This window comes from Streptomyces sp. AC627_RSS907, assembly GCF_019049165.1.
Genome location: NZ_JAGMUE010000045.1, coordinates 25,638 through 50,826, shown reverse-complemented (window position 1 = coordinate 50,826; position 25,189 = coordinate 25,638). Strand labels below are relative to the sequence as shown.

20 protein-coding genes and 1 pseudogene are annotated in these 25,189 nt (G+C 72.1%); 7 read left to right on the top strand and 14 right to left on the bottom strand.

Translation table 11 applies throughout. From position 1 onward, the window contains the following. Nucleotide 1: 1 nt before the first annotated feature. From KUM32_RS12440 to KUM32_RS12415, 6 genes are all read right to left on the bottom strand, one after another. The gene (locus tag KUM32_RS12440; protein WP_217141908.1) at nt 2-952 is read right to left on the bottom strand and encodes a DUF4097 family beta strand repeat-containing protein; all 951 of its coding nucleotides are present in this window, start codon (nt 950-952) and stop codon (nt 2-4) included. Nucleotides 953-1,279: 327 nt separating this feature from the next. Next, complete coding sequence (locus KUM32_RS12435; RefSeq protein WP_003992906.1) at nt 1,280-1,459, bottom strand: DUF6104 family protein; 180 nt, start codon at nt 1,457-1,459, stop codon at nt 1,280-1,282. A gap of 214 nt (nt 1,460-1,673) precedes the next feature. Beyond that, nucleotides 1,674-5,501: a multifunctional oxoglutarate decarboxylase/oxoglutarate dehydrogenase thiamine pyrophosphate-binding subunit/dihydrolipoyllysine-residue succinyltransferase subunit gene (locus tag KUM32_RS12430; protein WP_217141907.1), complete on the bottom strand. Its 3,828-nt coding sequence runs from the start codon at nt 5,499-5,501 to the stop codon at nt 1,674-1,676. Nucleotides 5,502-5,793: 292 nt separating this feature from the next. Beyond that, nucleotides 5,794-6,903: a cell wall metabolism sensor histidine kinase WalK gene (locus tag KUM32_RS12425; protein ID WP_217141906.1), complete on the bottom strand. Its 1,110-nt coding sequence runs from the start codon at nt 6,901-6,903 to the stop codon at nt 5,794-5,796. After that, on the bottom strand, nt 6,900-7,640 hold the full coding sequence (locus KUM32_RS12420) for a response regulator transcription factor (RefSeq protein ID WP_043380000.1): 741 nt from the start codon (nt 7,638-7,640) through the stop codon (nt 6,900-6,902). The genes KUM32_RS12425 and KUM32_RS12420 overlap by 4 nt, the downstream gene beginning before the upstream one ends. Nucleotides 7,641-7,763: 123 nt before the next feature. Next, nucleotides 7,764-8,462, bottom strand: a complete 699-nt coding sequence (locus KUM32_RS12415; protein WP_217141905.1) for a spermidine synthase — start codon at nt 8,460-8,462, stop codon at nt 7,764-7,766. A 198-nt stretch (nt 8,463-8,660) separates the two neighbouring features. On the opposite strand from KUM32_RS12415, the gene lon reads away from it, so the two are divergent. After that, nucleotides 8,661-11,093: an endopeptidase La gene (lon, locus tag KUM32_RS12410; protein ID WP_217141904.1), complete on the top strand. Its 2,433-nt coding sequence runs from the start codon at nt 8,661-8,663 to the stop codon at nt 11,091-11,093. Between the two features lie 66 nt (nt 11,094-11,159). Here the strand turns inward: lon and KUM32_RS12405 are convergent, their stop codons facing one another. Further along, nucleotides 11,160-11,987: a lysozyme gene (locus KUM32_RS12405; protein ID WP_217141903.1), complete on the bottom strand. Its 828-nt coding sequence runs from the start codon at nt 11,985-11,987 to the stop codon at nt 11,160-11,162. A 238-nt stretch (nt 11,988-12,225) separates the two neighbouring features. Between KUM32_RS12405 and KUM32_RS12400 the strand changes: the two genes are divergently transcribed. Continuing rightward, entirely contained in the window at nt 12,226-12,720 is a 495-nt protein-coding gene (locus tag KUM32_RS12400) for a MarR family transcriptional regulator (RefSeq protein WP_217141950.1), read from the top strand. A 16-nt stretch (nt 12,721-12,736) separates the two neighbouring features. Here KUM32_RS12400 and KUM32_RS12395 read toward each other — a convergent pair whose 3' ends face one another. Beyond that, the gene (locus KUM32_RS12395; RefSeq protein ID WP_217141902.1) at nt 12,737-13,528 is read right to left on the bottom strand and encodes a protein phosphatase 2C domain-containing protein; all 792 of its coding nucleotides are present in this window, start codon (nt 13,526-13,528) and stop codon (nt 12,737-12,739) included. A 440-nt stretch (nt 13,529-13,968) separates the two neighbouring features. Between KUM32_RS12395 and KUM32_RS12390 the strand changes: the two genes are divergently transcribed. From KUM32_RS12390 to KUM32_RS12370, 5 genes are all read left to right on the top strand, one after another. Then, nucleotides 13,969-17,067: a nitrate- and nitrite sensing domain-containing protein gene (locus KUM32_RS12390; protein WP_217141901.1), complete on the top strand. Its 3,099-nt coding sequence runs from the start codon at nt 13,969-13,971 to the stop codon at nt 17,065-17,067. Beyond that, nucleotides 17,064-17,567 carry a roadblock/LC7 domain-containing protein gene (locus KUM32_RS12385; RefSeq protein ID WP_217141900.1) on the top strand — a complete coding sequence of 168 codons (504 nt, stop codon included), beginning with the start codon at nt 17,064-17,066 and terminating at the stop codon, nt 17,565-17,567. The genes KUM32_RS12390 and KUM32_RS12385 overlap by 4 nt, the downstream gene beginning before the upstream one ends. Then, nucleotides 17,564-18,013: a DUF742 domain-containing protein gene (locus KUM32_RS12380; RefSeq protein ID WP_217141899.1), complete on the top strand. Its 450-nt coding sequence runs from the start codon at nt 17,564-17,566 to the stop codon at nt 18,011-18,013. The genes KUM32_RS12385 and KUM32_RS12380 overlap by 4 nt, the downstream gene beginning before the upstream one ends. Then, complete coding sequence (locus KUM32_RS12375; protein WP_217141898.1) at nt 17,994-18,632, top strand: ATP/GTP-binding protein; 639 nt, start codon at nt 17,994-17,996, stop codon at nt 18,630-18,632. Before KUM32_RS12380 ends, KUM32_RS12375 begins: the two co-directional genes overlap by 20 nt. 73 nt (nt 18,633-18,705) lie before the next feature. After that, nucleotides 18,706-19,968, top strand: a complete 1,263-nt coding sequence (locus tag KUM32_RS12370; protein ID WP_217141897.1) for a styrene monooxygenase/indole monooxygenase family protein — start codon at nt 18,706-18,708, stop codon at nt 19,966-19,968. Here the strand turns inward: KUM32_RS12370 and KUM32_RS12365 are convergent. From KUM32_RS12365 to KUM32_RS12340, 6 genes and pseudogenes are all read right to left on the bottom strand, one after another. Beyond that, nucleotides 19,932-21,089 (bottom strand): C40 family peptidase, encoded by a 1,158-nt coding sequence (locus KUM32_RS12365; RefSeq protein WP_217141896.1) that lies wholly within the window; start codon nt 21,087-21,089, stop codon nt 19,932-19,934. The genes KUM32_RS12370 and KUM32_RS12365 overlap by 37 nt on opposite strands. A 104-nt stretch (nt 21,090-21,193) precedes the next feature. Next, a complete protein-coding gene (locus KUM32_RS12360) occupies nt 21,194-21,487 on the bottom strand; it encodes a hypothetical protein (RefSeq protein WP_217141895.1) in 294 nt (97 codons plus the stop codon). An 89-nt stretch (nt 21,488-21,576) separates the two neighbouring features. Continuing rightward, nucleotides 21,577-22,230 (bottom strand): TetR/AcrR family transcriptional regulator, encoded by a 654-nt coding sequence (locus KUM32_RS12355; RefSeq protein WP_217141894.1) that lies wholly within the window; start codon nt 22,228-22,230, stop codon nt 21,577-21,579. A 62-nt stretch (nt 22,231-22,292) separates the two neighbouring features. After that, a complete protein-coding gene (locus KUM32_RS12350; RefSeq protein WP_217141893.1) occupies nt 22,293-23,231 on the bottom strand; it encodes a diiron oxygenase in 939 nt (312 codons plus the stop codon). A gap of 20 nt (nt 23,232-23,251) precedes the next feature. Then, nucleotides 23,252-23,676, bottom strand: a pseudogene (locus KUM32_RS12345) (DUF3291 domain-containing protein). 45 nt (nt 23,677-23,721) lie between these two features. Further along, a complete protein-coding gene (locus tag KUM32_RS12340; protein ID WP_217141892.1) occupies nt 23,722-25,179 on the bottom strand; it encodes a penicillin-binding transpeptidase domain-containing protein in 1,458 nt (485 codons plus the stop codon). Nucleotides 25,180-25,189 lie beyond the last annotated feature (10 nt).

Sequence of the window (25,189 nt, the reverse complement as noted above, 5' to 3'; positions counted from 1 at the left end):
GTCAGAGCACCTTCTTGTCGGTCGTGCCGCCGGCCGGGGCGCCGGTGGCGCCGTGGTCCCGGCCGGAAGCGGAATTGTCCCCCGGTTCGCTCTGCGCGTCGTCCGCCGGACCGGTGTCCGCCGGCTCCCGCTCCCACGGCGTGTCCTCCGCCGCGGGACGGCGCAGCAGGGCGATCGAGCCGGAGACCGTCGTCGCCTTCAGCCTGCCGTTGCCCTCGCCGAGCCGGCCGGTGATCCGCTTGGCCCCCCACTGGCCGGCCACCCGCAGGTTCTCGAAGGCGTTGGAGACGGTGCCGCTGGCCGTGTTCGCCTCCACCTGCGTGTCGGCCGGCTGGGGCAGCCGGACGGCGATCTCGCCGGAGACGCTGGTCACGCTGATGTCGGTGGGCCCACCGGCCGCGGCCAGGTCGACGATCATCGAACCGCTCACCGAGTCGGCCCGGACCGAGGAGCCCGCCTCCACCACCGTCAGGTCCCCGGAGAGGGAGGTGAACCGCAGGTCGCCGGAGAGGGCCTGCGCCTCCACGCTCCCGGAGACGGTGTCCGCGCGGACGGGGCCCGCGAGGCCCACCAGTGTGGTGTCCCCGGTGACGCCCTTCAGCTCGGCGCGTCCCTCGATCCCGGAGACCACGGCCGCCGCGCTCACCACGCCGACCTCCACCCGCGTGTGCGTGGGGACGGCCAGGGAGACCACCGCGCTGCGGCGCCAGCCCTTGCGGTCGAGCCACTTGAGGAAGCCCTTCCAGGGCAGGTCGTCGTAGGCCACCGTGAGTATGCCGTCCTGGTGGGTCACGACCAGGGGTGGTCCCTCGATCTCGGAGACCTGCAGCCGGGCGGAACCCTCGTTCGTGCCCACCACGTTCACCGTTCCGTTGACGATGCGGACGTGGAGCTCGCTCACGGATTCGTCGAAGGTGAGCTTCCCGGGCTCGGCGACGGACCACTCGGACATGGTGGAGACCTCCTCGACCGAACGCGCCATATCGCGTCCCTCACGATTCACGATATATCGCGGGCTTCGAAAGTCAAGACACCTTTGCCCCGATGTATCGATGTGTAGATATGTCGACCTAGGGTCCGTGCCTCTCCCGGTTCCGGCGCCCTGCTGCTATCGGCCCGCCACCCCGAGCGGCCCCCGGCGCCCCCAGGGGGCACCAACAGCGTCCCCTGGGGCGCTGGGTGTGTCCGCTCCGCGCGGAGGCCTACGTGTCCGGCTCCGCGCGCGTTCGGGTCGTCGGTGGCGGTACCGGCGTACCGCCGCTCCGTGCCGCGGGGGGACCTACTCGTCGTCCTCGTCGTCCAGCCGCGCCAGCCACGTCGCCAGCCGCTCCACCGGCACCTCGAAGTCCGGGTTCAGGTCGACGAAGGTCCGCAGCTGCTCGGCGAGCCACTCGAAGGTGACCTCCTCCTCGCCGCGCCGCTTCTCCAGTTCCTCGATGCCGCGGTCGGTGAAGTACAACGTGCTCTCCGTCGGATGGTCGGCCGGGTCGGCCTGGTCGGCCTGGTCGGCCGGTTCGGACAAGGGGGCGGATTCCGTGGGAACCCCTGCTCCCAGGATAGGTGCGGCCCGTACCCGGGCCGCACGGCCCGGGTACGGGCGGCGGAACGCCGGAGGGCCCGGTCACCGTACCGACGGTGACCGGGCCCTCCGCACGTGAGGCCGGATCGAGGGCTTACGCCTCGAACACCTCACGCACCAGCTGCTCCTGTTCGGCCTGGTGCCGCTTGGCGGAGCCGACGGCCGGGGACGAGCTGTGCGGGCGCGAGATGCGACGCAGCCGCTCGCCGTGCGGGACGTCGGCGCCGACCGCCAGGTCCAGGTGGTCGATCAGGTTGAGCGCGATGAACGGCCAGGCACCCTGGTTCGCCGGCTCCTCCTGGGCCCACAGGTACTTCTCGGCGTTCGGGTACTTGGCGATCTCCGCCTGGAGCTCGGCACCCGGCAGCGGGTACAGGCGCTCGATGCGGATGATGGCCGTGTCCGTCACACCGCGCTTCTTCCGCTCGGCGTCGAGGTCGTAGTAGACCTTGCCGGCGGTGAAGACGACCTTCTTCACCGCGGACGCCTCGACCGAGTCGTCGCCGATGACCGGGCGGAACTGGCCCGTCGTGAACTCCTCCGCCTTCGAGGCCGCGGCCTTCAGGCGCAGCATCGACTTCGGGGTGAAGACGACCAGCGGCTTGTGGTGCGGGTTGTGCACCTGCCACCGCAGGAGGTGGAAGTAGTTCGACGGCAGGGTCGGCATCGCGACCGTCATGTTGTTCTGCGCGCAGAGCTGCAGGAACCGCTCCGGGCGGGCCGAGGAGTGGTCCGGGCCCTGGCCCTCGTAGCCGTGGGGGAGGAGCAGGACCACGCCGGAGGTCTGGTTCCACTTCTGCTCGGCCGACGAGATGAACTCGTCCACGACCGTCTGGGCGCCGTTGACGAAGTCGCCGAACTGCGCCTCCCACATCACCAGCGCGTCCGGGCGGGCCAGCGAGTAGCCGTACTCGAAGCCCATCGCCGCGTACTCGGAGAGCAGGGAGTTGTAGACGTTGTACCGGGCCTGGTCCTCGGACAGGTACAGCAGCGGCGTGAACTCGTCGCCCGTCTCGCGGTCGATGACGACCGCGTGGCGCTGGCCGAAGGTGCCGCGCTGCGAGTCCTGGCCCGCCAGGCGGACCGGCACGCCCTCCAGGAGGAGGGAGCCGACGGCGAGGGTCTCGCCCATGCCCCAGTCGATCGTGCCGTCCTCGACCATCGCCGCGCGGCGCTGGAGCTGCGGCAGCAGACGCGGGTGGATGGTGACGTGGTCGGGGATGTTGACCTGGGACTCGGCGATCCGCTTGACGGTCTCGGCGCTGACCGCGGTGTTCACGGCCACCGGGAACTCGGCCTGCGGGTCCGAGGGCTCCGCGGCGGACGGCTGGGAGACGGCCTCGCGGACCTCGGTGAAGACCTTCTCCAGCTGGCCCTGGTAGTCCTGCAGCGCCTGCTCGGCCTCTTCCAGGGTGATGTCGCCGCGACCGATGAGGGACTCGGTGTAGAGCTTGCGCACCGAGCGCTTCTTGTCGATCAGGTCGTACATCAGCGGCTGCGTGAAGGCCGGGTTGTCCGACTCGTTGTGACCGCGGCGGCGGTAGCAGATGAGGTCGATCACCACGTCCTTGTTGAACGCCTGGCGGAACTCGAAGGCGAGCCGCGCGACGCGGACCACGGCCTCCGGGTCGTCGCCGTTCACGTGGAAGATCGGGGCCTCGATCATGCGGGCCACGTCGGTGGCGTACATGGAGGAGCGCGAGGACTCCGGGGCGGCGGTGAAGCCGACCTGGTTGTTGATGACGACGTGGACCGTGCCGCCGGTGCGGTAGCCGCGCAGCTGCGACATGTTCAGGGTCTCGGCCACCACGCCCTGGCCCGCGAAGGCCGCGTCGCCGTGGATCGCCACCGGCAGGACGGTGAAGTCCGTGCCGCCCTTGTTGATGATGTCCTGCTTGGCGCGGGCGACGCCCTCCAGGACCGGGTCGACCGCCTCCAGGTGCGAGGGGTTGGCGACCAGCGAGACCTTGATCTGCTCGCCGTCGAGGCCGGTGAAGGTGCCCTCGGCGCCCAGGTGGTACTTCACGTCACCGGAGCCGTGCATCGACTTCGGGTCGAGGTTGCCCTCGAACTCGCGGAAGATCTGCGCGTACGACTTGCCGACCACGTTGGCCAGCACGTTCAGCCGGCCGCGGTGGGCCATGCCGATGACGACCTCGTCCAGGCGGGACTCGGCCGCCGAGTCGATGACCGCGTCCAGCAGCGGGATGACGGACTCGCCGCCCTCCAGGGAGAAGCGCTTCTGGCCGACGTACTTGGTCTGCAGGAACGTCTCGAACGCCTCGGCGGCGTTCAGGCGGCGCAGGATGCGCAGCTGCTCCTCGCGCTCCGGCTTGGTGTGCGAGCGCTCGATGCGGTCCTGGATCCACTTGCGCTGCTTCGGATCCTGGATGTGCATGAACTCGACGCCGGTGGTGCGGCAGTACGAGTCGCGCAGCACGCCGAGGATGTCGCGCAGCTTCATCAGGGACTTGCCGGCGAAGCCGCCGACCGCGAACTCGCGCTCCAGGTCCCACAGCGTGAGCCCGTGCTCGGTGATGTCCAGGTCGGGGTGCTTGCGCTGCTGGTACTCCAGCGGGTCGGTGTCGGCCATGACGTGGCCGCGGACCCGGTAGGAGTGGATCAGCTCGAAGACGCGGGCGGCCTTGGTGACGTCGTCGTCGTGCGAGGCGTCGATGTCCTTGAGCCAGCGGACCGGCTCGTAGGGGATGCGCAGCGCCTTGAAGATGTCGTCGTAGAAGCCGTTCTCACCCAGGAGCAGGTTGGCGACCTGGCGCAGGAACTCGCCGGAGGCGGCGCCCTGGATGACCCGGTGGTCGTAGGTCGACGTGAGCGTCATGACCTTCGAGATGCCGAGCTTGTTCAGGGTGTCCTGGCTGGTGCCCTGGAACTCCGCCGGATAGTCCATGGAGCCGACGCCCATGATGACCGACTGGCCGGGCATCAGGCGCGGCACCGAGTGGACGGTGCCGAGGCCGCCCGGGTTGGTCAGGGAGACCGTGACGCCGGTGAAGTCGTCCATCGTCAGCTTGCCCTCGCGGGCGCGGCGGACGATGTCCTCGTAGGCCTGCCAGAACTCGAAGAAGTTCAGCGTCTCGGCCTTCTTGATCGCCGCGACGACCAGCTGGCGGTCGCCGTTGGGCTTGACCAGGTCGATGGCGAGGCCGAGGTTGACGTGCGCCGGCTTGACGAGGGTCGGCTTGCCGTCCTTCTCGCCGAACGAGTAGTTCATCGACGGCATGGCCTTGATGGCCTGCACCATCGCGTAGCCGATCAGGTGCGTGAAGGAGATCTTCCCGCCCCGGGCGCGCTTGAGGTGGTTGTTGATGACGATGCGGTTGTCGAACAGCAGCTTCACCGGGACCGCGCGCACGGACGTGGCCGTGGGCAGCTCCAGCGAGGCGTTCATGTTCTTCGCGACCGCGGCGGCCGGGCCGCGCAGCGTCACCAGCTCGGGGCCCTCGGGGGCGGCGGCGTCCTTGGCGGGCGCGGCGGCCTTCGCCTGCGGCTGGGCGGCGGGCTTGGCCGCCGGCTGCGGGGCCGGAGCCGCGGGAGCCGCCGGGGCGGCGGCCGCGGGCTGTGCGGCCGGCTTCGCGGGGGCGGGCGGCTGGGGGGCCGCCGGCGCCTGGGCCGGCGGCGTGGCCGGGGCGGGAGCCTGCGCCTGCGGGGCCGGGGCGGCCTGCGGGGCGCCGGCGGCGTCCGTGCCCGTGGCACCGGGGGCCGCCTGGGCGGCGGGCGCCCCCGGCTTGTAGTCGGCGAAGAAGTCCCACCAGGCTCGGTCCACGGAGTTCGGGTCCTGGAGGTACTGCTGATAGATCTCGTCGACGAGCCACTCGTTGGCACCGAACGCGGCAGCGGGGTTCTTGCCCGCTTGGTCGGTGTCGGTCGAGATGCTCGAGTTACTGGGGGACTGTGGCGACACGGCGAGAACCGCCCTCTTCCGCTTCACAAGATGGTGGACAGCGGGAATCAAGGCTACGCCTCCCGGACCCGGAAGGTCAGACCGGGCCCGTTCATCGTCGTGTAAGTCACACTGCGGGCCGTGTTTCGGCGCTGGAAATGGCGGGAAACAAGCGAGGTTCCGTTGCGCGCGGGTTACGCCCGGGTACGGGAGGCCGGGGCCCGGCGCGGAGAAAACGCGGGCCTGTGCCTGATCACACGTGTCCGCCAGCGCGGACATCAATGGATCTTGGCGCTCCGTTTCGAACCCTACGTCAACTCGACGTCGATGACAGGCCCGGAAGAGTGATGAGAATGCGGCAGCCCCGCTCGGATTCGGCCACACCGATCCGGCCGCCGTGCAGATCCACCGCCCAGCGGGCGATCGCCAGGCCGAGTCCGGTGCCGCCGTCGCTGCCCGGGCCGTGCGGCCGGGAGACCGAACCCCGGTTGAACCGCTCGAAGACCCGGCGCCACTCCGACCGCGGAATGCCCGGACCCTCGTCCAGGACCTCCAGCTCGAGGGACTCGGGCAGCTCCCCGCGGCGCGCCCTGACCGTCACCCGGCCGTGCGGCGGGCTGTGCTTGACCGCGTTGTCGATGAGGTTGGCGACCACCTGGTGGATGCGTTCGGGATCCGCGTGCGCGGTCAGGTCCGCCGGGAAGACGTCGAGGGCCAGGTGGACGTCGGTGCGGGTGTGACTGCCGGAGCCGGAGGCGATGCCCGCGCGCGCCGACGCGACCATGTTGGCCTCCTTCAGCACGCCCGAGAGGTACGGCCACACCTCGAAGCGCCGCTTGCGCAGCGGTATGACGCCGTTGTCCAGGCGGGAGAGGTCCAGCAGCGTCTCCACCAGCCGGCCCAGCCGCTCGGTCTGCCCGAGTGCCGTGCGCATGGTCTCCGGGTCGGCCTCGGTGACCCCGTCGACGATGTTCTCCAGCACCGCGCGCAGGCCCGCGATGGGGGTGCGCAGCTCGTGCGAGACGTTCGCCACCAGCTCCTTGCGCTGGAGGTCCTGGGCCTCCAAGTCGTCCGCCATGCGGTTGATGGTGACGGCGAGGTCGCCCAGCTCGTCGCGGCGGTTCTCGCGCACCCGGCGCGTGTAGTCACCGTGCGAGATGGACCGGGCCACGGCGTTCATCTCGTCCAGCGGCGCGGTCAGCGAGTGGGCCACGAACTGCGTGATCAGCAGCGTGGCGATCATCGAGAAGACCGTGATGAAGCGCAGCTCCGTCTTGGTGTGCACCGCTATCACCGACAACCCGGTGGTGATCAGCACCGACGTGACGACCAGCGCGCCCAGCTTGGTCTTGATCGAGAACGGGCGTACGCCGCCCCAGGGCCCCCCGGGGTTCCTCCGTGCGGCCTCCCGCCCCTCGCTCATGGCGTCGGTGTCTCCAGGGCGTAGCCCACGCCGTGCACCGTGCGGATGCGCTCGGCGCCGATCTTCCGGCGCAGCGCCTTGATGTGGCTGTCGACGGTCCGGGTGCCGGAGGCGTCCGCCCAGTCCCACACCTCGGCCAGCAGCTGCTCGCGGGAGAGCACCGCGCGCGGGGTGTTCGCCAGGCACACCAGGAGGTCGAACTCGGTGGGGGTGAGGTGGACGTCCTCGCTGCGCACCCGCACCCGGCGCTGCGCGTGGTCGATCTCCAGCTCGCCGAGGCGCAGGATGCCGCTGCGCGGCGTCGAGGCGGCCACGACGGCCCGCTCCACCCGGCGCAGCAGGACGTGCACGCGCGCGGCCAGCTCACGCATCGAGAACGGCTTCGTCATGTAGTCGTCGGCGCCGACGCCGAGCCCGACCAGCATGTCCGTCTCGTCGTCACGCGCGGTGAGCATCAGCACCGGCACCGGGCGCTGGGCCTGCACCCGGCGGCAGACCTCCAGGCCGTCGAAGCCGGGCAGCATGATGTCGAGGATCAGCAGGTCGGGCTGCCAGGCCTCGGCCGTGTCGACGGCGGCCGGGCCGTCGCCCGCCGTTTGCACCAGGAATCCCTCGGCGCGCAGGCGGGTCGCGATGGCGTCCACGATCGTCTGGTCGTCCTCGACCACCAGCACCCGGCGCTGGGCGCCCTGGGTGGCCGTCGCCGTGCCGTTGTGGGAGGTCTGTGTCTGCTCCATCGCCCGCCCCTGAGGTGTGCTTAGCCGGAATCAGTGGGGTGATTCCTCGTCTGCGCATAACTGCGATCGACGCTTGAACGACCGCGTCAGGGCAGCAGCGTACGGGGAGTCGCCGCGCCTTTGCTATCCAGGCCCGACGCCGATGTGGACGACGTCCGGAACGCCCCGGGCAACGGGGATCTCTTCGGTACGCACCTGCTGGAACCCGGCATTACGCAAGGTTTCTTCGAATTCCGGAGAGGGCTGTGCGGACCATACGGCGAGCACCCCGCCCGGCCTCAACACCCGTGCGCAGCCCGCCAGTCCGGCCGGCGCGTACAGTCCGTCGTTGCCCTCGGTGACGGTCCAGCCGGGGCCGTTGTCGATGTCGAGGCAGAGCGCGTCGTACGTGTCGGAAGTCTCATTGACGTACGTCACCAGATCCGCTTCCACGATCCGCGTGCGCGGGTCCGCCAGCGCCTCGGCGGACAGCGCGGCCAGCGGTCCGTCGCGGTGCCAGTCGATGACGGCGCGCTCGCGTTCGACGACCGCGATCCGTCCCCAGCGGGGGTCGGTCGCCGCGTGTGCGAGCGAGAAGCCGACACCGAGCCCGCCGATCAGCAGGTGCGGCGCGGTCCGCCCGCCGGAGGAGCCGAGCGCCTCGGCCGCCGCGTCGACCAGCCGCCGCTCCGAGCGCCCGTCGGAGGTGTCCATCAGGAAGCAGCCGTTCGCGATGATCTGGAGCAGCGCCCCGTGCCGGCGCAGGACGACCTCGCCGTGCGGGCCCTCGCGACGGTCCAGCACCTCGGGGATGTCGTACGAGTCGTGGGAAGTGATGGGCATCGGCCCATCCTGGCAGGGAATGCCGGGCCGTTGGGCGGTGCTCCTGGCAAGGGGGTGCGTGGCACCGGTATGTAGAGCCCCCTGGGGCCGTCGCGGCCTCCGCCCTTGATCGCTCAGAGCGAACACGCTGTGGGGAACAATCGGGGACTCTCTTTCATTGAGTCGATGTAACTCAACTTGACTGCCGAAGGGGAGATCATGGCTGCTGAGTCCGCCGCCTTCACACCGCTCACCCTGCCCGTGCTGCCGCTCGACGACGAAGTGGTCCTGCCCGGAATGGTCGTCCCCCTGGACCTGAGCGACACCGAGGTACGGGCCGCCGTGGAGGCCGCCCAGGCCGCCGCCAGGACCGAGCCCGGCAAGCCCCGCGTCCTCCTCGTCCCGCGCATCGACGGCACCCACGCCGCCACCGGCGTCCTCGGCACGGTCGAGCAGGTCGGCAGGCTGGCCGACGGCGACCCGGGCGCCCTCATCCGCGGCCGCGACCGTGTGCGGATCGGCGCCGGCACCACCGGCCCCGGCGCCGCACTGTGGGTCGAGGGCACGCGGATCGACGAGACCGTGCCCGAGCCACTGCCGGGCCAGGTCACCGAACTCGTCAAGGAGTACAAGGCGCTCGCCACCGCCTGGCTGCGCAAGCGCGGCGCCTGGCAGGTCGTGGACCGCGTGCAGGCCATCGACGACGTCTCCGCGCTCGCCGACAACTCCGGCTACTCGCCCTTCCTCACCACCGAGCAGAAGGTCGCGCTGCTGGAGACCACCGACCCGGTCGCCCGCCTGAAGCTCGCGACCCAGCAGCTGCGCGACCACCTCGCCGAGCAGGAGGTCGCCGAGACCATCGCCAAGGACGTCCAGGAGGGCGTCGACAAGCAGCAGCGGGAGTTCCTGCTGCGCCGCCAGCTCGAGGCCGTACGCAAGGAGCTGCGCGAACTCAACGGCGAGGCGGGCAAGGACCCCGCCGAGGAGTCGGACGACTACCGCGCCCGCGTCGAGGCCGCCGACCTGCCCGAGAAGGTCCGCGAGGCGGCGCTCAAGGAGGTCGACAAGCTGGAGCGGTCCTCCGACCAGTCGCCCGAGGGCTCCTGGATCCGCACCTGGCTCGACACCGTCCTCGAACTCCCGTGGAACGTCCGCACCGAGGACGCCTACGACATCCAGGGGGCCCGGACCGTGCTGGACGCCGAGCACGCGGGCCTGGAGGACGTCAAGGAGCGGATCACCGAGTACCTGGCGGTGCGCAAGCGGCGCAGCGACCGGGGTCTCGGCGTCGTCGGCGGGCGGCGCGGCGGTGCCGTCCTGGCCCTGGTGGGCCCGCCCGGTGTGGGCAAGACCAGCCTGGGCGAGTCCGTCGCCCACGCGATGGGCCGCAAGTTCGTCCGCGTCGCCCTCGGCGGTGTCCGGGACGAGGCCGAGATCCGCGGCCACCGGCGCACCTACGTCGGCGCGCTGCCCGGCCGGATCGTCCGCGCGATCAAGGAGGCGGGCTCGATGAACCCGGTCGTCCTCCTCGACGAGATCGACAAGGTGGGCTCCGACTTCCGGGGCGACCCGGCCGCGGCCCTGCTCGAAGTCCTCGACCCGGCCCAGAACCACACCTTCCGGGACCACTACCTGGAGGTCGAACTCGACCTGTCCGACGTCGTCTTCCTGGCCACCGCCAACGTCCTGGAGGCCATCCCGGAGGCCCTGCGCGACCGCATGGAGCTGGTCCGCCTCGACGGGTACACCGAGGACGAGAAGGTCGTCATCGCCCGCGACCACCTGGTCCCGCGCCAGCTGGAGCGGGCCGGCCTGGACGGGGACGAGGTCACGATCGACGAGAGCGCGCTGCGCAAGCTGGCCGGTGAGTACACGCGCGAGGCGGGCGTGCGCACCCTGGAGCGGTCGATCGCCCGGCTGCTGCGCAAGGTGGCGGCCCAGCACGAACTGGGCGAGCGGGAGCTGCCCTTCACGGTCACCGACGGCGAGCTGCGCGGTCTGATCGGCCGGCCGCACCACGTGCCCGAGTCCGCCCAGGACCCGGCCGAGCGGCGCACCTCGGTGCCGGGCGTGGCCACGGGCCTCGCGGTCACCGGCGCGGGCGGCGACGTCCTGTACGTGGAGGCGTCCCTCGCCGACCCGGAGACGGGCGCGGCGGGCCTGACCCTGACCGGTCAGCTGGGCGACGTGATGAAGGAGTCGGCGCAGATCGCGCTGAGCTTCCTGCGCAGCCACGGTGCCGAGCTGGAGCTTCCGGTGGCCGACCTGAAGGACCGGGGCGTGCACATCCACTTCCCGGCGGGCGCGGTTCCCAAGGACGGTCCCAGCGCCGGCATCACGATGACGACGGCGCTGGCGTCGCTGCTCTCGGGCCGGCTGGTCCGCACGGACGTGGCGATGACCGGCGAGGTGTCGCTGACCGGCCGCGTGCTGCCGATCGGCGGGGTCAAGCAGAAGCTGCTCGCGGCGCACCGGGCGGGCGTCACCACGGTGATCATCCCCAAGCGCAACGAGCCCGACCTGGACGACGTCCCGGCGGAGGTGCTGGACAAGCTGGACGTCCACGCCGTCACCGACGTCCGCCAGGTCCTGGAACTGGCGCTCGCACCGGCGACGAACGGTGCGCGGCCGGAGGTTCCGGTCGCGGCGTGACGGACGCGGACCGGAAGGCGGGGCCCGGCTACCCGTACGGGAAGCCGGGCCCCGCCCCTGTGCCGGTCAGCCGTTGGCGAGCGCCCGGACGCGGTCCAGGGCGCCGTTGAACTTGTTGTGGTCGCCGACCGTCGGGCCGGACGAGGTGTACTGCCACATCGTGTAGTACCCCCAGCCCGCCGGCAGGGTGCCCACCGTCGAGGCGTAGCGGGCGATCCACAGCGGGTTGTACGCGGCGAAGCCGCCGTAGTTGCCGGTGCACTGGGTCCACCAGCTGGTGGCCGTGTAGATCACGGCGTCACGGCCGGTGCGCGCCTTGTAGGTGTTCAGGAAGTCGCGGATCCAGGCCACCATCTGACTCTGCGTCTTGCCGTAGCAGGCGGCCCCGTACGGGTTCCACTCGATGTCCAGCGCGCCCGGCAGCGTCTTGCCGTCGCGCGACCAGCCGCCGCCGTGGTCGACGAAGTGGTGGGCCTGGGCGGCACCGCTGGTGGTGTCCGGGGTGGCGAAGTGGTAGGCGCCGCGGATCATGCCGACGTTGTACGAGCCGTTGTACTGCTGGGCGAAGTAGGGGTTCGTGTAGTACGTCCCCTCGGTGGCCTTCACGTAGGCCCACTTGACCCCGCTGTTCCACAGGGTCGTCCAGGCGACGTTGCCCTGGTGGCTGGAGACGTCGACGCCCTCCGTCTGGGTGGCGTCACCCGGGACGGGGGTGCCGCCCCGGCCGTCGTGCTCCACGACGCCCATGCCCATGTGGGCGGAGCCGCGGGGCGGGGTGTCGGCGGTCGAGGAGGAGTGGGCGGGGAGGGTGAACACGAGGGAGAACGCGGCGAGCAGGACCCCGGAGACGGCGAGGCGCCGCCCGCGGGCCGATCCGGATCTGTGCACGAGCATGACGTGCCTCCGATGGCTCGGTGGTGCTCGGTGGGGGCTGCGTGAACGGGAACCCCTGGCATGGCGTGCGCATGCCAGCCAGGGTTTCCGGTGAAGACGCTACGCACGTAGAACGGCGGGTGGGAAGAGGGGCCGGAAGCCGCCGTTGGTCTAAGCCTGCGAAATACTTGCCGAGCTGCGGTGATGGCGGACCGTGGCGGAAACTTTCAGGAACGGGAAAACCATGGCAGGGACTGACGTGCACGAAGACGGGAACGGCGACGGTCGCGGAGTCGGATCCGACGTGTCCGGTAGTGGTGTGAACCAACCGGAGTTCCTGGCCCTGGAGCGGGAGCTGACGGTCCTGCTCCGGCGGGCCCGGGCCAACCAGGGCGAGATGGCCCGCGAGGTCCACCCCGACCTGGAGTCGTCCGCGTACGGCCTCCTCGTGCGGCTCGGCGAGTACGGCGGGCAGCGGGCCACCGAGCTCGCCGCCTACATCGGTGTCGGCAAGGCGACCATGTCCCGCCAGTTGCGCGCCCTGGAGCAACTCGGCCTCGTCGCACGCGAGCCCGACCCCGCCGACGGCCGAGCCTGGCTGATCACCCTGACCCCGGAGGGCCAGGAACGCGTCGGCCGCGTACGGGAGGCCCGCCGTGCCCGCTACGCCCGGCGGCTGGCCGGCTGGGACCCGCGCGAGGTGACGGAGCTGGCCCGGCTGCTGCACGAGCTGAACCGGGGGATGGAGAAGTGAGCCGTGACCGGCCGGCTCAGAGCTCCGCGTAGACCACCGTCGCGTCGTCGTGCGTCTTGCCCCGGCCCAGGAACGACCGGGATCCCGCCGCGTCCGCGCGTTCCAGCTCCCGCACCCGGTCCACCAGGGACCGCGCGCCCTCCTTGCGGACCAGCGTGAGGCAGTCCGCCCAGCCGCCCTCCCGGAACGTCTCCACCCACCGCGCGGCCCCGTCCGTCAGCGCCACCATCCCGCGCACCCCCGCGCGCGGCAGCGTCCCGGTCACCGCCCGCGCCGCCACCGCCGGGTCGGCCGCGGCCGTGAAGAAGCCGCCCTCCCTGTTGCGGAGACGGGCGTCGACGAGCGCGTCCGTGGCGAGGGCCGAGCGGGGCAGCCGGGCCAGCCGGTCGTCCAGGACGGCCGTGACCGAGCCGTCCGGGGCCTCCACCAGCAGGGCCGAGTCGGACAGGACCAGGTACTCGACGGTGGAGGGGGACCACCGCGCCAGGACCACGGTTGCCTGCGGTGTCCGCGGGTGAGAAAGGTCACAGGTTTCCACGTGTGCGGCCGAGGTACGAGCGATGGCGCGGGACAGGACGTCGGCGAGGGGAACATCCGGGAGTGAAACGGTCAGTTCGGTCAGGGCTCCGCCGAGGCGCGCCGTGAACCACGGCACGGAATGGAGGCAACCCGTCCCGCTCCGGGGCGGCGTCACGCCGTCCAGCACGACGAGCGCACCGCCCTGCCCCGAGGCCGGTAGTCCGACGCTCGCGAAGTCCTCGTTGGGGTGGTCGGCCAGGCCAGGTTCACAGACGAGTTCCGTGCGCATCCGGCCAGTCTGCACGAGCCCTTCACGGCCTTCGCAAAAGGCCTGCTCCGTTCCCGGAATCCGTGCAGCGGTGCAGGTCAGGCGCCGGATTTGGGTCGGAATTCCACTCTCCGGCAACGCGTGGCGGCACATAGTGCCACCGCCCGTCGCCAACGTCCAACCGACGCGCCGCACAGGCCCGTCACCCGAGCCGCGCGAACTTGCTCCCCAACTCCCCTCCGGGGTTCACTCCTTCGGGTGGCGGGTCAGATGATGCGCGCCCACCGGCCACGGGCACTGGGAAGGTCGGGAACCGGTCGGGGCCTGCCCTGCTCTCGCGGCCTCCCCGCCCGATGCGCGGTCGACGGCGGGGGGAGCGGCCCAGAGCTCGACGGAGGGCGCGTGCGCCGACCGGCCAGTTGACGGAGCGCCACCCGGGCCCCCGGGTACACGAGTCAGGAATGCGAGCACCGGTGCAGAAGACGCGGCCTCGTCGCACAGGCAAGCAGACGGCCCCCGAGGGGAACGCGGAGCGGACCCCCGGCACCTCCACCCCGGCGCCGTCGGCGGCTCCCGTCGGCAAGGGCCGCCCCACCCACGTACGGAACCGCCTGATCGTCGCCGTGGCGGTCGTCGCCGTCGCCATCGCCGGAGCGGGCGCGCCCTCGGTCGTCGCCGCCTCCGGGCAACTCCACGACTCCCAGGAACTGGTGACGCTCGCCGAGCAGACCCAGGGCGCGCTGACCCTCGCCCACTCCCTCGCCGACGAGCGGGACGAGGTCACCCCGTACATCGCCGCCGGCCGCCCCAAGTCCAAGGCGCCCTCCGAGCAGCGCAGTGCCCGCGTCGACCGGCAGGTGGAGGAGCTGCGCGCCGACGCCGACACGCCCTCCTCCCTGCGCGAGGACCTGGACGCCGTCGCGGCGCTGCGCCGGGCCGCCCTCACCGGCAAGAGCACCGCCCTGGAAGCCCACGAGGCCTACTCCGAGGCGATCACCGAACTCCACGCCCTGGCCGAGGAGCTCGCCGAGCGGATGCCGCCCCGCGCGGGCGCCGGCGCCCACGCCCTCGCCGAGCTGGACACCGCCGTCCAGCAGGCGGCCGCCACCCGCGGCCTGCTGCTCGCCGCCCTCGGCGTACCGAGCCGCACGGAGACCGTCTTCGACCCGGTCACGGGCCTGCCGACCGAGTCCCGCACCTCCTCCGAGGCCGACGCCGAGCAGCGCGACGCGCTCGCCGCCGCCGCCCAGCAGGCCAGGGTGCGCTCCGACGCCGCCCTCGCCGACTTCCGCGACGGCGCGCCCAAGGAGGCGCGGGACAGCTTCGCCTCGACGGTCACCGGCCCCGAAGTCAACTCCGCCGAGAAGTACCTCGCCGGCCTGACGGACGAGCCGACCCTGTCCGACAGCGACCTCGGCACCAGCGCCAAGCGGCTGGACGCCGCGCTCTCCGCACGCGTCGACGCGATGCGCGGCGCCGAGTCCGCGCTGTACGACAAGCGCATCAAGTCCCTGGAGCGGCTGCGCGACGACGACGTCACCGCGCTGGAGATCCGCATCGCCGCCCTCGGCGCCCTGGTCCTGCTCGCCGTCGGCACGGCCACCGCCATGGCCCGCACCCTCACCCGCCCGCTCTCGGTGCTGCGGCGCGGCTCGGCCCGGCTCGCCGGCGCGGACGACCCGACGGCCCAGGAGCCCGTGGCCTTCACCGGCCGCAACGACGAGTTCGCCCAGGTCGTCCGCTCCGTCAACGCCCTGCACGCGCACGCCGCCGCACTCGCCGAGCGGGTCGCCACACTGGAGACCGACCGCAAGCACCTCGTCGGCCAGCGGCAGAAGATGGCCGACGCCCGCGAGGAACTGCGCGCCGAACTCGCCGAGTCCGCGGCGCAACTGGAGGTGGTGCGCAAGAGCATCGGCTCCACCTTCGTCAACCTCGCCCTGCGCACCCTCGGCCTGGTCGAACGGCAACTCGCGGTCATCGAGGGCCTGGAGGAGCGCGAGCAGGACCCGGACCGGCTCGCCACCCTGTTCAAGCTCGACCACTTCGCCACGGTCATGCGCCGGCACAGCGAGAACCTCCTCGTCCTCGCCGGCACCGAGCACGTCCAGCACAGCACCGGACCGGTGCCGCTGGTCGACGTGGTCCGGGCCGCGGTCAGCGAGATCGAGCGGTACGAGCGGGTGCGCATCGCCGCCCTGCCGCCGCACGCCCACGTCGCCGGGTTCGCGGCCGACGACCTCTCGCACCTGCTGGCCGAGCTGATGGAGAACGCCACCTCCTTCTCGCCGCCGGACCTGCCCGTCGAGGTCTCCGGCTGGCTGCTGGAGAACGGCGAGGTGATGCTCTCCGTCCAGGACGAGGGCATCGGCATGGCCACCGAGCGGCTCCAGCGGCTCAACGCCCGCCTCACCGACTTCGACCCGGAGGCGCCCTACGACCAGGAGAGCGAGGACGGTCTCGGTCTCGGCCTGTACGTGGTGGCCCGGCTCGCCCACCGGCACTCCGCGCGCGTACGGCTGCGGGAGCAGAAGCAGGGCGGTGTCGCGGCCGTCGTGGTCCTCCCGAGCACGATGCTCGCGGCGGCCCCGCCGACCGCCCTCGCCCCCACCGCGCCGATGGCCGAGGGCACGGGGACCTTCTCCCTGCCGGGCGCCGACGCGGAGGCCAACTCCAACGTCCTGCCCGGCCGCGCGGAGAAGGGCCGCCGACAGGACGCGGACCCGCTGGTGGCCTCAGCGGAACAGACCGTACGGCGCGCGGAGGCCGACGCGGCCGACGCGGCGGAGGGCGCGGAGACGCACGCGGCGGCCGCCGGGGACGGCGCGGCGACGGATCCGGTCCCGTCCCGGGCGCCGGAGCGGGCCGTAGAGCCCGCGGAGACCGACGCGGCGGGAGCAGCGGAGCGCACGGAGACGGCCGCGGCCACGATCTCGCCGGAGCCGGAGCCGGAGCCGGAGCCGGAGCCGGACGTGGACGCCGACGCGGAGCTCGCCCGGGAGCACGCACAGGAACCCGCCCCGACGCCCGACCGGCAGAAGCGGGCCCCCGAGGCCGGGAACACCTCCGGGCGCGATCTTCCCGACGACACCACGATGGCCCTCCTGCTGCCGGCCCGGACACCGGAGCCGACGCCCGCGCCGGAGCCGGAGCCGGAACCGGCGGAGGCCGCGCAGGAGCCCACCGCGGCCGAGCTCCCCGGACCCCGCCCCGCCGACGCCTACGCCATCGGCCCCGACGCGCACGACCGCACGCCGGACGAGGACGCGACGCGGAGCGGGGACACCGAGCCGGCCGAGGCCGTGACCGACAAGGGTCTGCCCAAGCGGACCCCGAAGCTCGCCACTCCCACCGCGGTACCGCGGCCGCGCACGTCGGGTTCCGTCGACGCCGAGGCACTCCGCCGCCGCCTGGGAGGGTTCCGCCGGGGGGCGGAGGCCGGCCGCCGGGACGTCGAGGCGGAGATCGCCGACCGGACGGCACAGCACGAGGCGCCGTCCACCGCAGCAGGCACGACCGAAGAAGCCACGGGGGGCACTGTCGAGGAGGCAAGCAGTTGACCGCTCCCAGTACCTTCGGACTCAGCAGTGAAGCCCGCAATCTCCACTGGCTGCTGACCAACCTGGTCGAGGAGGTGCCCGGCATCCTCTCCGTCGCGGTGGTCTCCTCCGACGGGCTGCTGCTGCTCTCCTCCGACCAGGCGAGCAACGAGGCGGCCCGAGAGGCCCAGACGGTGCGTCGCGCCGGACCGCGCGGCTCCGCCGCCGACCTCGCCACCGTCGTCTCCGGCGTGGGCAGCCTGACCGTCGGCGCCGCACGGCTGATGGACTTCGGCGGTGTGAAGCACACGATGGTCGCCATGGACGAGGGCAGCCTGTTCGTCATGTCGATCAGCGACGGCTCGCTGCTCGGCGTGCACGGCTCCGCGGACGCCGACATGAGCGTCATCGCGTACCACATGGCGCTGTTCGTCGGCCGCGCCGGCCACGTCCTGACCCCCGAGCTCCGCAGCGAGCTGCGGAAGTCCCTGGAGTCCGAGTCGACGGGGAGCACCCGATGAGCAGCAGCCCCAGGAAGCGGCCGAAGACCGCGAAGAACCTCCCCGTGCGCGGCGCCGACCGCAAGCCCGCCCGCGTACGCCCCTACTCGCTCACCGGCGGCCGCACCCGCTTCGGGCACGTCCTGCTCGTCGAGACGTTCGTCGGTGCCACGGCCGGCACGGCCGCGCTGGAAGCCGCCGAGGAGCGCAGGGAACTGACGAACGGTGGCCTCACCTCCCGCGTGATGCCGGAGATGCGGGCCATCGTCGAACTGTGCCGCCGTATGCGTACGGTGGCCGAGATCGCCGCGCTGCTGAAGATGCCGCTCGGCGTGGTCCGCGTGCTCCTCAGCGACCTCGCGGACCAGGGAAAGATCCGTGTGTACGGCACCGGAACCGGCCACGGCACGGGCCGCCCGGACCGCGCTCTGCTCGAAAGGGTGCTCAGTGGACTCCGTCGTCTCTGACGCCGCCTACGGCGTCACCCCGCTCGTCGACCCCGACGAGCCCCTGCATCCCTGGCAGACGGACCGCACCCGCGCGCCCATAGCCACGAAGATCGTGGTGGCGGGCGGATTCGGCGTCGGCAAGACCACCCTGGTCACCGCCGTCTCGGAGATCACGCCCCTGCAGACCGAGGCGCTGATGACCGAGGCGAGCGCGGAGACCGACGACCTCACCGCCACCCCGGGCAAGCTCACCACCACCGTGGCCATGGACTTCGGCCGCATCACGCTCGACGACGACCTGGTGCTCTACCTGTTCGGCACGCCGGGCCAGCAGCGGTTCTGGTTCATGTGGGACGACCTGGTGCGCGGCGCCATCGGCGCCGTCGTGATGGCCGACACCCGCCGCCTGAAGGACTGCTTCCCGGCACTGGACTACTTCGAGAGCTGCCAACTGCCGTACGTCGTCGCGGTGAACCACTTCGACGGCAGCGAGCTGTTCGAGGCGGAGGACGTGCGGGAGGCGTTGACGATCCCCGCGCACATACCTGTCATGATCATGGATGCGCGCCGCCGGATCTCGGTCATCGAGACCCTCTTGTCCCTCGTGGGCCACGCGCTCGACGAAACCCCCGAATAGCCCCTCCGAGTAGCCCCCCGAGCAGCCACCCCCCGAGTAGTCCCCGAGCAGTCCCCTAGGAGCGTCCCCCCGCATGCGGAAGATACTCGTCGTCGGAGCCGGGCAGTCCGGCCTCCAGCTCGCCCTCGGCCTCCAGTCGCACGGCTACGAGGTCACCCTGATGTCGAACAGGACCGCGGACGAGGTCCGCACCGGCCGGGTCATGTCGACGCAGTGCATGTTCCACACGGCACTCCAGCACGAGCGCGACCTTCAGCTGAACTTCTGGGAGTCGCAGGCCCCGAAGATCGAAGGGCTCGGTGTCTCCGTGGCGGCTCCCGGCTCCTTCGACCCGGGCCCGTCGCAGCGCGCCGTCGACTGGGTGGGCCGGCTCGACGGGTTCGCGCAGTCGGTCGACCAGCGGGTGAAGATGGCCGGCTGGATGGAGACCTTCGCGCAGCGCGGCGGCCAGCTGGTCATCCACGGCGCGGCGGTCGGCGACCTGGACTACTTCTCCCGCGCGTACGACCTCGTCCTCGTCTCGGCGGGCAAGGGCGAGCTGGTCCGGATGTTCGGCCGGGACGCCTCGCGCTCCCCGTACAGCGAGCCGCAGCGCGCCCTCGCGGTGGCCTACGTCCACGGACTGGGCCCGCGTCCGGAACATCCGGACATGGAGGCGGTCCGCTGCAACCTGGTCCCCGGCGTCGGCGAGATGTTCGTCATGCCGACGTTCACGACCTCGGGCCGCGCCGACATCCTGTTCTGGGAGGGCATACCCGGCGGCCCGCTGGACGCCTTCAAGGACGTCAAGGACCCGGCGGAGCACCTCTCGCTGACCCTGGAACTCATGGAGAGATTCCTCCCCTGGGAGTACGCGCGGGCCACCAAGGTGGAGCTGACCGACGCCGGCGGTACCCTGGCCGGCCGTTACGCCCCCACCGTCCGCAACCCGGTCGGCCGGCTGCCCGGCGGCGGTGTCGTCCTCGGCGTGGCCGACGTGGTCGTCGCCAACGACCCGGTCACCGGCCAGGGCTCCAACTCGGCCTCCAAGTGCGCCGCCTCCTACCTCGCCTCCATCCTGGAACACGGGGACAAGGAGTTCGACGAGGCCTGGATGCAGCAGACCTTCGACCGCTACTGGGAGACGGCCCGGCACGTCACCAAGTGGACCAACGCCATGCTCGCCCCGCCGCCGGAGCACGTCCTCGGCCTGATCGGCGCCGCCGGCCGGCTCCAGCCGGTCGCCGACCGCTTCGCCAACGGCTTCAACGACCCGGCCGACTTCGAGAACTTCTTCTACGACCCCGCCAAGACCGAGGGCTACCTGACGGCGGTCTCCGGAGCAGCCGGAGCGTAGGCGGCGGCGTACCCGTCGTGGGACCCGTCCGTCGCGCCCGCGGGGAGCTTCGGCGGCGTGTACCGCCGCAGGGGCTCCGCGCCGGGGTCGGGCCGTACGGCGCCCAGCACCGGGTTGGCCGCGATCGGCGACACCTTGACCTCGGCGCCGGGGCGCGGCGCCTGGACGACCATGCCGTCGCCGAGGTACATCGCCACATGGGTGGCCTCGGGGAAGTAGACGACCAGGTCACCGGGGCGCAGCTCACCGAGCGGGACATGCTCCAGCCGTGCCCACTGCTCCTGGCTGGTCCGCGGGATCGGCGTCCCGGCGCGCTGCCAGGCCACGGAGGTCAGGCCCGAGCAGTCGTAGGACGCGGGGCCCTCCGCGCCCCACTCGTACGGCTTGCCGAGCTGCTCCACGGCGAAGCGCACCGCCCGGTCGCCCTTCGCGGACGGTCTGGCGTCGTCACCGAGCGCGCCGGACGCCATGAACCGCTCCTGCGCCTCGGTGATCCCGTCCTTCTCGAACTTCGCCAGCGCGGCCAGCTCCTCGGGGGTGAGCGAGGCGAGCAGCTCCTCGACGGCGTGCAACCGGTCGCGTACGGCGTCCCGTTCCTTCTCCTGACGCCGGGCCAGGGTGCGCTGCCGGTCCATCGCTCCGCGCGCACGCCGGGCCAACTCGTCGGCCTTCTTCTCCTCGTCGGCCAGACGGCCCACCGTCTCGGCCCGCTCCCGGGCGAGCTGCCCGATCACGTGTTCCTGGTCGAGCGCGTGCTGCGGGTCGCGGGCGAGCAGCAGCCGGAGGTAGGGGGAGAGGTCGCTGCTGTTCTGGTACTGCTGCCGGGCGAGCCGTCCGACCGCGCCGCGGCTGTCGTTCAGGGACAGCCGGGTCCGGGCCAGTTCGGCGTCCAGCCGCCTCACCTCGGTGCGCTGCCTCGCCAGCCGCTCCTCGGTGGCGTTGTAGGTCTCGGTGGCCTTCTCCGCCTCCCGGTAGAGCCGCTGAAGGTCCGTCAGCAGCGCTGCCACCGAACGGTCGCCGGTCTCTCCGGGACCGGGCTCGGCCGTGGCGGGCACGGGCGCGAGCACGATCCCGGCCGCCACCGCAGCCGTACACACCAGACGCAGAAGCCTTCCTGACACGTCATCACCTCCGGTCGCGGGGCGGCTCGTCCGCTCCGCACGGCGAGCATGTGACGTGTTTTCCTGCTCCGCGCGCCGAGTGTGCGCGGTTCGGCGCAATCGGGTCACCCGTCGGCGTCGTCCGGCTTGCCACCCGGCGTGGCGTCCGGCTTGGACCACGGCCACTTCCGGCCGGAGCCCTCCCCGCCCGGGTCGTACGCGTACTTCCAGCGGGCCACCCCGACCCGCCCCCGCTCACGGGGGACGCGGCGGTACACGAGCACGGTCGAGGGCCCGCCGGCCGGGTCCGGCACGGGGATGCGATAGGTCTTCGGCGGGTGCCCGGTCATCCCGACCAGCACGGGCAGCACCCGCCCGTCCATGGGGCCGCCCTCGAAGGGGGTGTCTTCGCTCTTCACGGCACCAGTGTCGGACATCCGCACCCGTGTCGGACATCCGCGCCGTCCGTCGCGCATCCGCACCGGCCGTCGCGCATCCGCGCCGGCTGTCAGGCGTCCGCCGCCAGCGCCTCGACCAGCGCCCCGGTCTGGGGGTCGCGGCGGGCGGTGACCGACAGCATGGCCAGGAACTGCTCGACGAGCCAGTCCCGCAGCTCGTCCACGGGCGGCTGCTTGCCCTCGTCCAGCCAGATCAGCGAGGACGCCTCCACCGCCGTGATCCACATCCGGACGGTCATCCGCAGCCGCAGGCCGGGGTCGGTGACCTCCAGGTGGCTCAGGATGTGCTCGGCGGCGGCCCGGCGCACGCCGTCCACGATGGACGACGTCCGCGAGGTCTCGGCCACGCTGCCGCCCTGGAGCAGGGCGCTGAAGCCGGTGTCGTGCTGGTCGACGAAGGCGAGGTAGCGGTCCAGGGCCCGGGACAGCCGGGCCGGCAGCGGGCCCTCGCGGGGCTCGTCGAAGCACAGCCGCAGTTCGTCGGCGGCCGACCTGAGCGCGGCCTCGTAGAGCTGCTGCTTACCGCCGGGGAAGTACCGGTACACCAGGGGGCGCGAGACCCCGGCCTGCTCCGCCACGTCGTCCAGGGAGACGTCCTCCGGCGGCCGGTGCGCGAAGAGGGTGAGCGCCGCGTGGAGCAACTGGACGCGGCGCTCCTCGACGCTGAGGCGGCGGTAGGCGGGGGTGGGGGCCTGCGGGGTCATGGAGCGCAGCGTAACCCGCATGCTCCCGCCACCACCCGGGTGAGCCGGCCGGACCGGCCCGACTACGCCAGCAGCCCCGACGACCTCCACAGCCGGCGCCCGGGCCCCCGCAGCACACCGATGTCGTCCAGGAAGTCCGTGAGGCGCTTCGCACCGGTCTGCATGATGTCCCGGCGGTGGCCGCTGGCCCTGACCTGGGCCATCGCCTCCCGCTTGTCCAGGCCGACGTTCGTGTAGACCTCGGGGTTGACGAAGGCGACGGAGAAGACGCGGGCGAACTCGCCGGAGGTGAGCCGGGTGAACTCCCGCGACCACCTCGGCGCCGTCACCATCTGGCGGCGCAGCTCCTCACGGGCGTAGCGGACGTGGCGGGCCTCCTCCACCACGTGGATGCGCGTGACGCCCCGGACCAACGGCTGGATCCGCTCGTCGGGGAAGGTCAGCCGCTGCATCCAGTCCAGGACCTCCTCGCCGAGCAGGGTGGCGGTGAAGGAGCCCGGCGTGGTGGAGATCGTCTTGAACAGGCGCCCCAGGTTCTGGTGGACCCGGCTCACCGGGTACCACGGTGTCTCCCCGCGGGATATCAGCCGGGCGAACATCTTCGAGTGCCGGCACTCGTCCTCGATCTCGGTGAGCGCGTAGCGCACGTGGGCGCTGGTCGCCGACTTGTCGTAGACGTGCCTCACCAGCAGTTGCATGAGGATCAGCTCGAACCAGATGCCGAGCGAGGCGAGCGCCGCGGCCTCGTGCCGGGAGAGCAGGATCCGCTGCTCCTCGCTCATCCGCCGCCAGACGGGGGTGTCGTACAGCGACACCAGCTCCGGCGGCCAGAACCACTTGCCCTCCTCGAAGGGCGCGTCCCAGTCGAGTTCCTCGTCCGGGTCGAAGGAGTGCTTGCGGGAAGAGGCGAGCAACCGTTCGGCCACCTGCTCCCGGTCCTTGAGCAGCCCGAGCGCGTCGCGCAGACCGTCGAGCGCGTCTGCTTCCGTCAGGGTCGTCATCGCTGTCCCACCTCGTTGGGTTACCCGCGGTCACTCGCTCGTCTTATGAGACTGCGCGTCAGCAAGCTCGTCAATCCCCCGCGCGGGACTTGTTGCGGCTCCGTCGCCCCCGCCGGGAACGACGTGCGCAGCGTGAACGCGTACGGCGTCGGGCCGTGGGTCCGCAGGTGCAGCAGGCGTGACTCCGCCTCCGCGACCGTGGACCGGTGGCGCGCCGGGACAAACCACGGGGTCGTGACCGCCTCCGCCAGTCGTCGCCGAAGAACGGCACGTCCGTCGCGTTGCCCGACTCGCTCCGCGACCGCCGGACGAACCCGTCCGCCGTGCCGGCCGCGGCGTTCACCGGATCGAGCGCGTCCACGAAGCCCTTCGACTGCGGCGAGTCCGGCGGCGCCTTGAGCCGGGCGATGCCGGCCTGGGCGAGTTCGTACGCGGCGTCGGTCATGGCCCGGACGGTGGGCCGGTGATCCGGTGCGCGGCAGCCCTCGTCTCACCCACGGAGCACCGCCTCCATCACCGCCCGCGCGATCGGCGCCGCCAGCCCGCTCCCGCTCACGCCCTCACGGTCCTCCGCCGAGCCCTCCACGACCACCGCGACCGCGACCTTCGGCCCCAGGTCCCGGTCGGACTGCGCCCAGGAGACGAACCAGGCGTACGGCGTGCCCGAGTTGCCGACGCCGTGCTGGGCGGTGCCGGTCTTGCCGCCGACGGTGGCGCCGCGGATCGCGGCGTTCGAGCCGGTCCCGTTCTCCACGACACCGGTCATCAGCTCCTTCAGCAGCGCCGCCGTCGAGGGCCGCATCACCTCCCGGGAGGGCTGTGAACCCGCCGTCGCCACGAGGCTGCCGCCCGCCCGCAGGGTCCGCTCCACCAGGTACGGCGAGCGCACCTGGCCGCCGTTGGCCACGGCCGCCGCCACCATCGCCATCTGGAGCGGCGTCGCCCGCGTGTTGTACTGCCCGATCGACGACAGTCCGAGCTGCGCCCGGTCCACCGAGGTGTCGAAGGTGCTCCGCGCGACGGAGAAGGGGATCCGCAGTCCGGCGTCGTTGAAGCCGAAGGCCTCCGCCGTGGCCGCCATGTCCGTCACGCCCACGTCCACGCCGAGCTTGGCGAACACCGTGTTGCAGGACCGTTCGAACGCCTCCCGCAGCGAGGCGTCCCGGCAGCCGTCGGACTCGTTCGTGAGCCTGGTCCGCGTGCCGGGCAGGGGGTACGGGTCGGGGGAGCGGATCGGCGCGTCGGGATCCCGGACCACACCGGCGTCCAGCGCCGCCGCCGCGGTGACCACCTTGAAGGTCGAACCCGGTGGGTAGGTGCGGCGCACGGCCCGGTTCAGCATCGGCTTGTCCGGGTCGCCGTTCAGCCGGTTCCAGGTCCGGGTGGCCGCCGCGTCGTTCCCCGACAGCGACTGGGGGTCGTACGACGGGGTGGACACCAGCGCCAGGATCCGGCCGGTGGAGGGCTCGATCGCGGCCACCGCCCCCGTGCGCCCGCCGAGCCCTTCGAACGCCGCCCGCTGCGCGGCCCCGTCGATCGTCGTCACCACGTCGCCGCCCGCGTTGTGGGTGCCCGTCACGTCGTTCCACAGCGGCAGCGGCGCGAGCATCGGGTCGGCGCCGGACAGGAGACCGTCCTCGGCGTGCTCCAGCAGGGTCGTCCCGTACGCCTGCGAGGCGAAGCCGGTGATCGGCGCGTACAGGGGCCCGTCCGTGTACGTGCGTTCGTAGCGCAGGTGCTCGCCGGTGTCCCGGGAGCCGGTGACGGGCTCGTCGCCGACCAGGATGTCGCCCCGCGGCTGCTGGTACCGGGCGATGTCCGGGCGGCGGTTGGCTGGGTTGTCGTCGTACTCGGGGGCCTGGACGATCTGCACCCGGGCGGCGTTCACCACCAGCGCGACCAGCAGCAGCGCGCAGAAGGCGGCGGCGTGCCGGATGTGCCGGGTCACCGGGGCATCT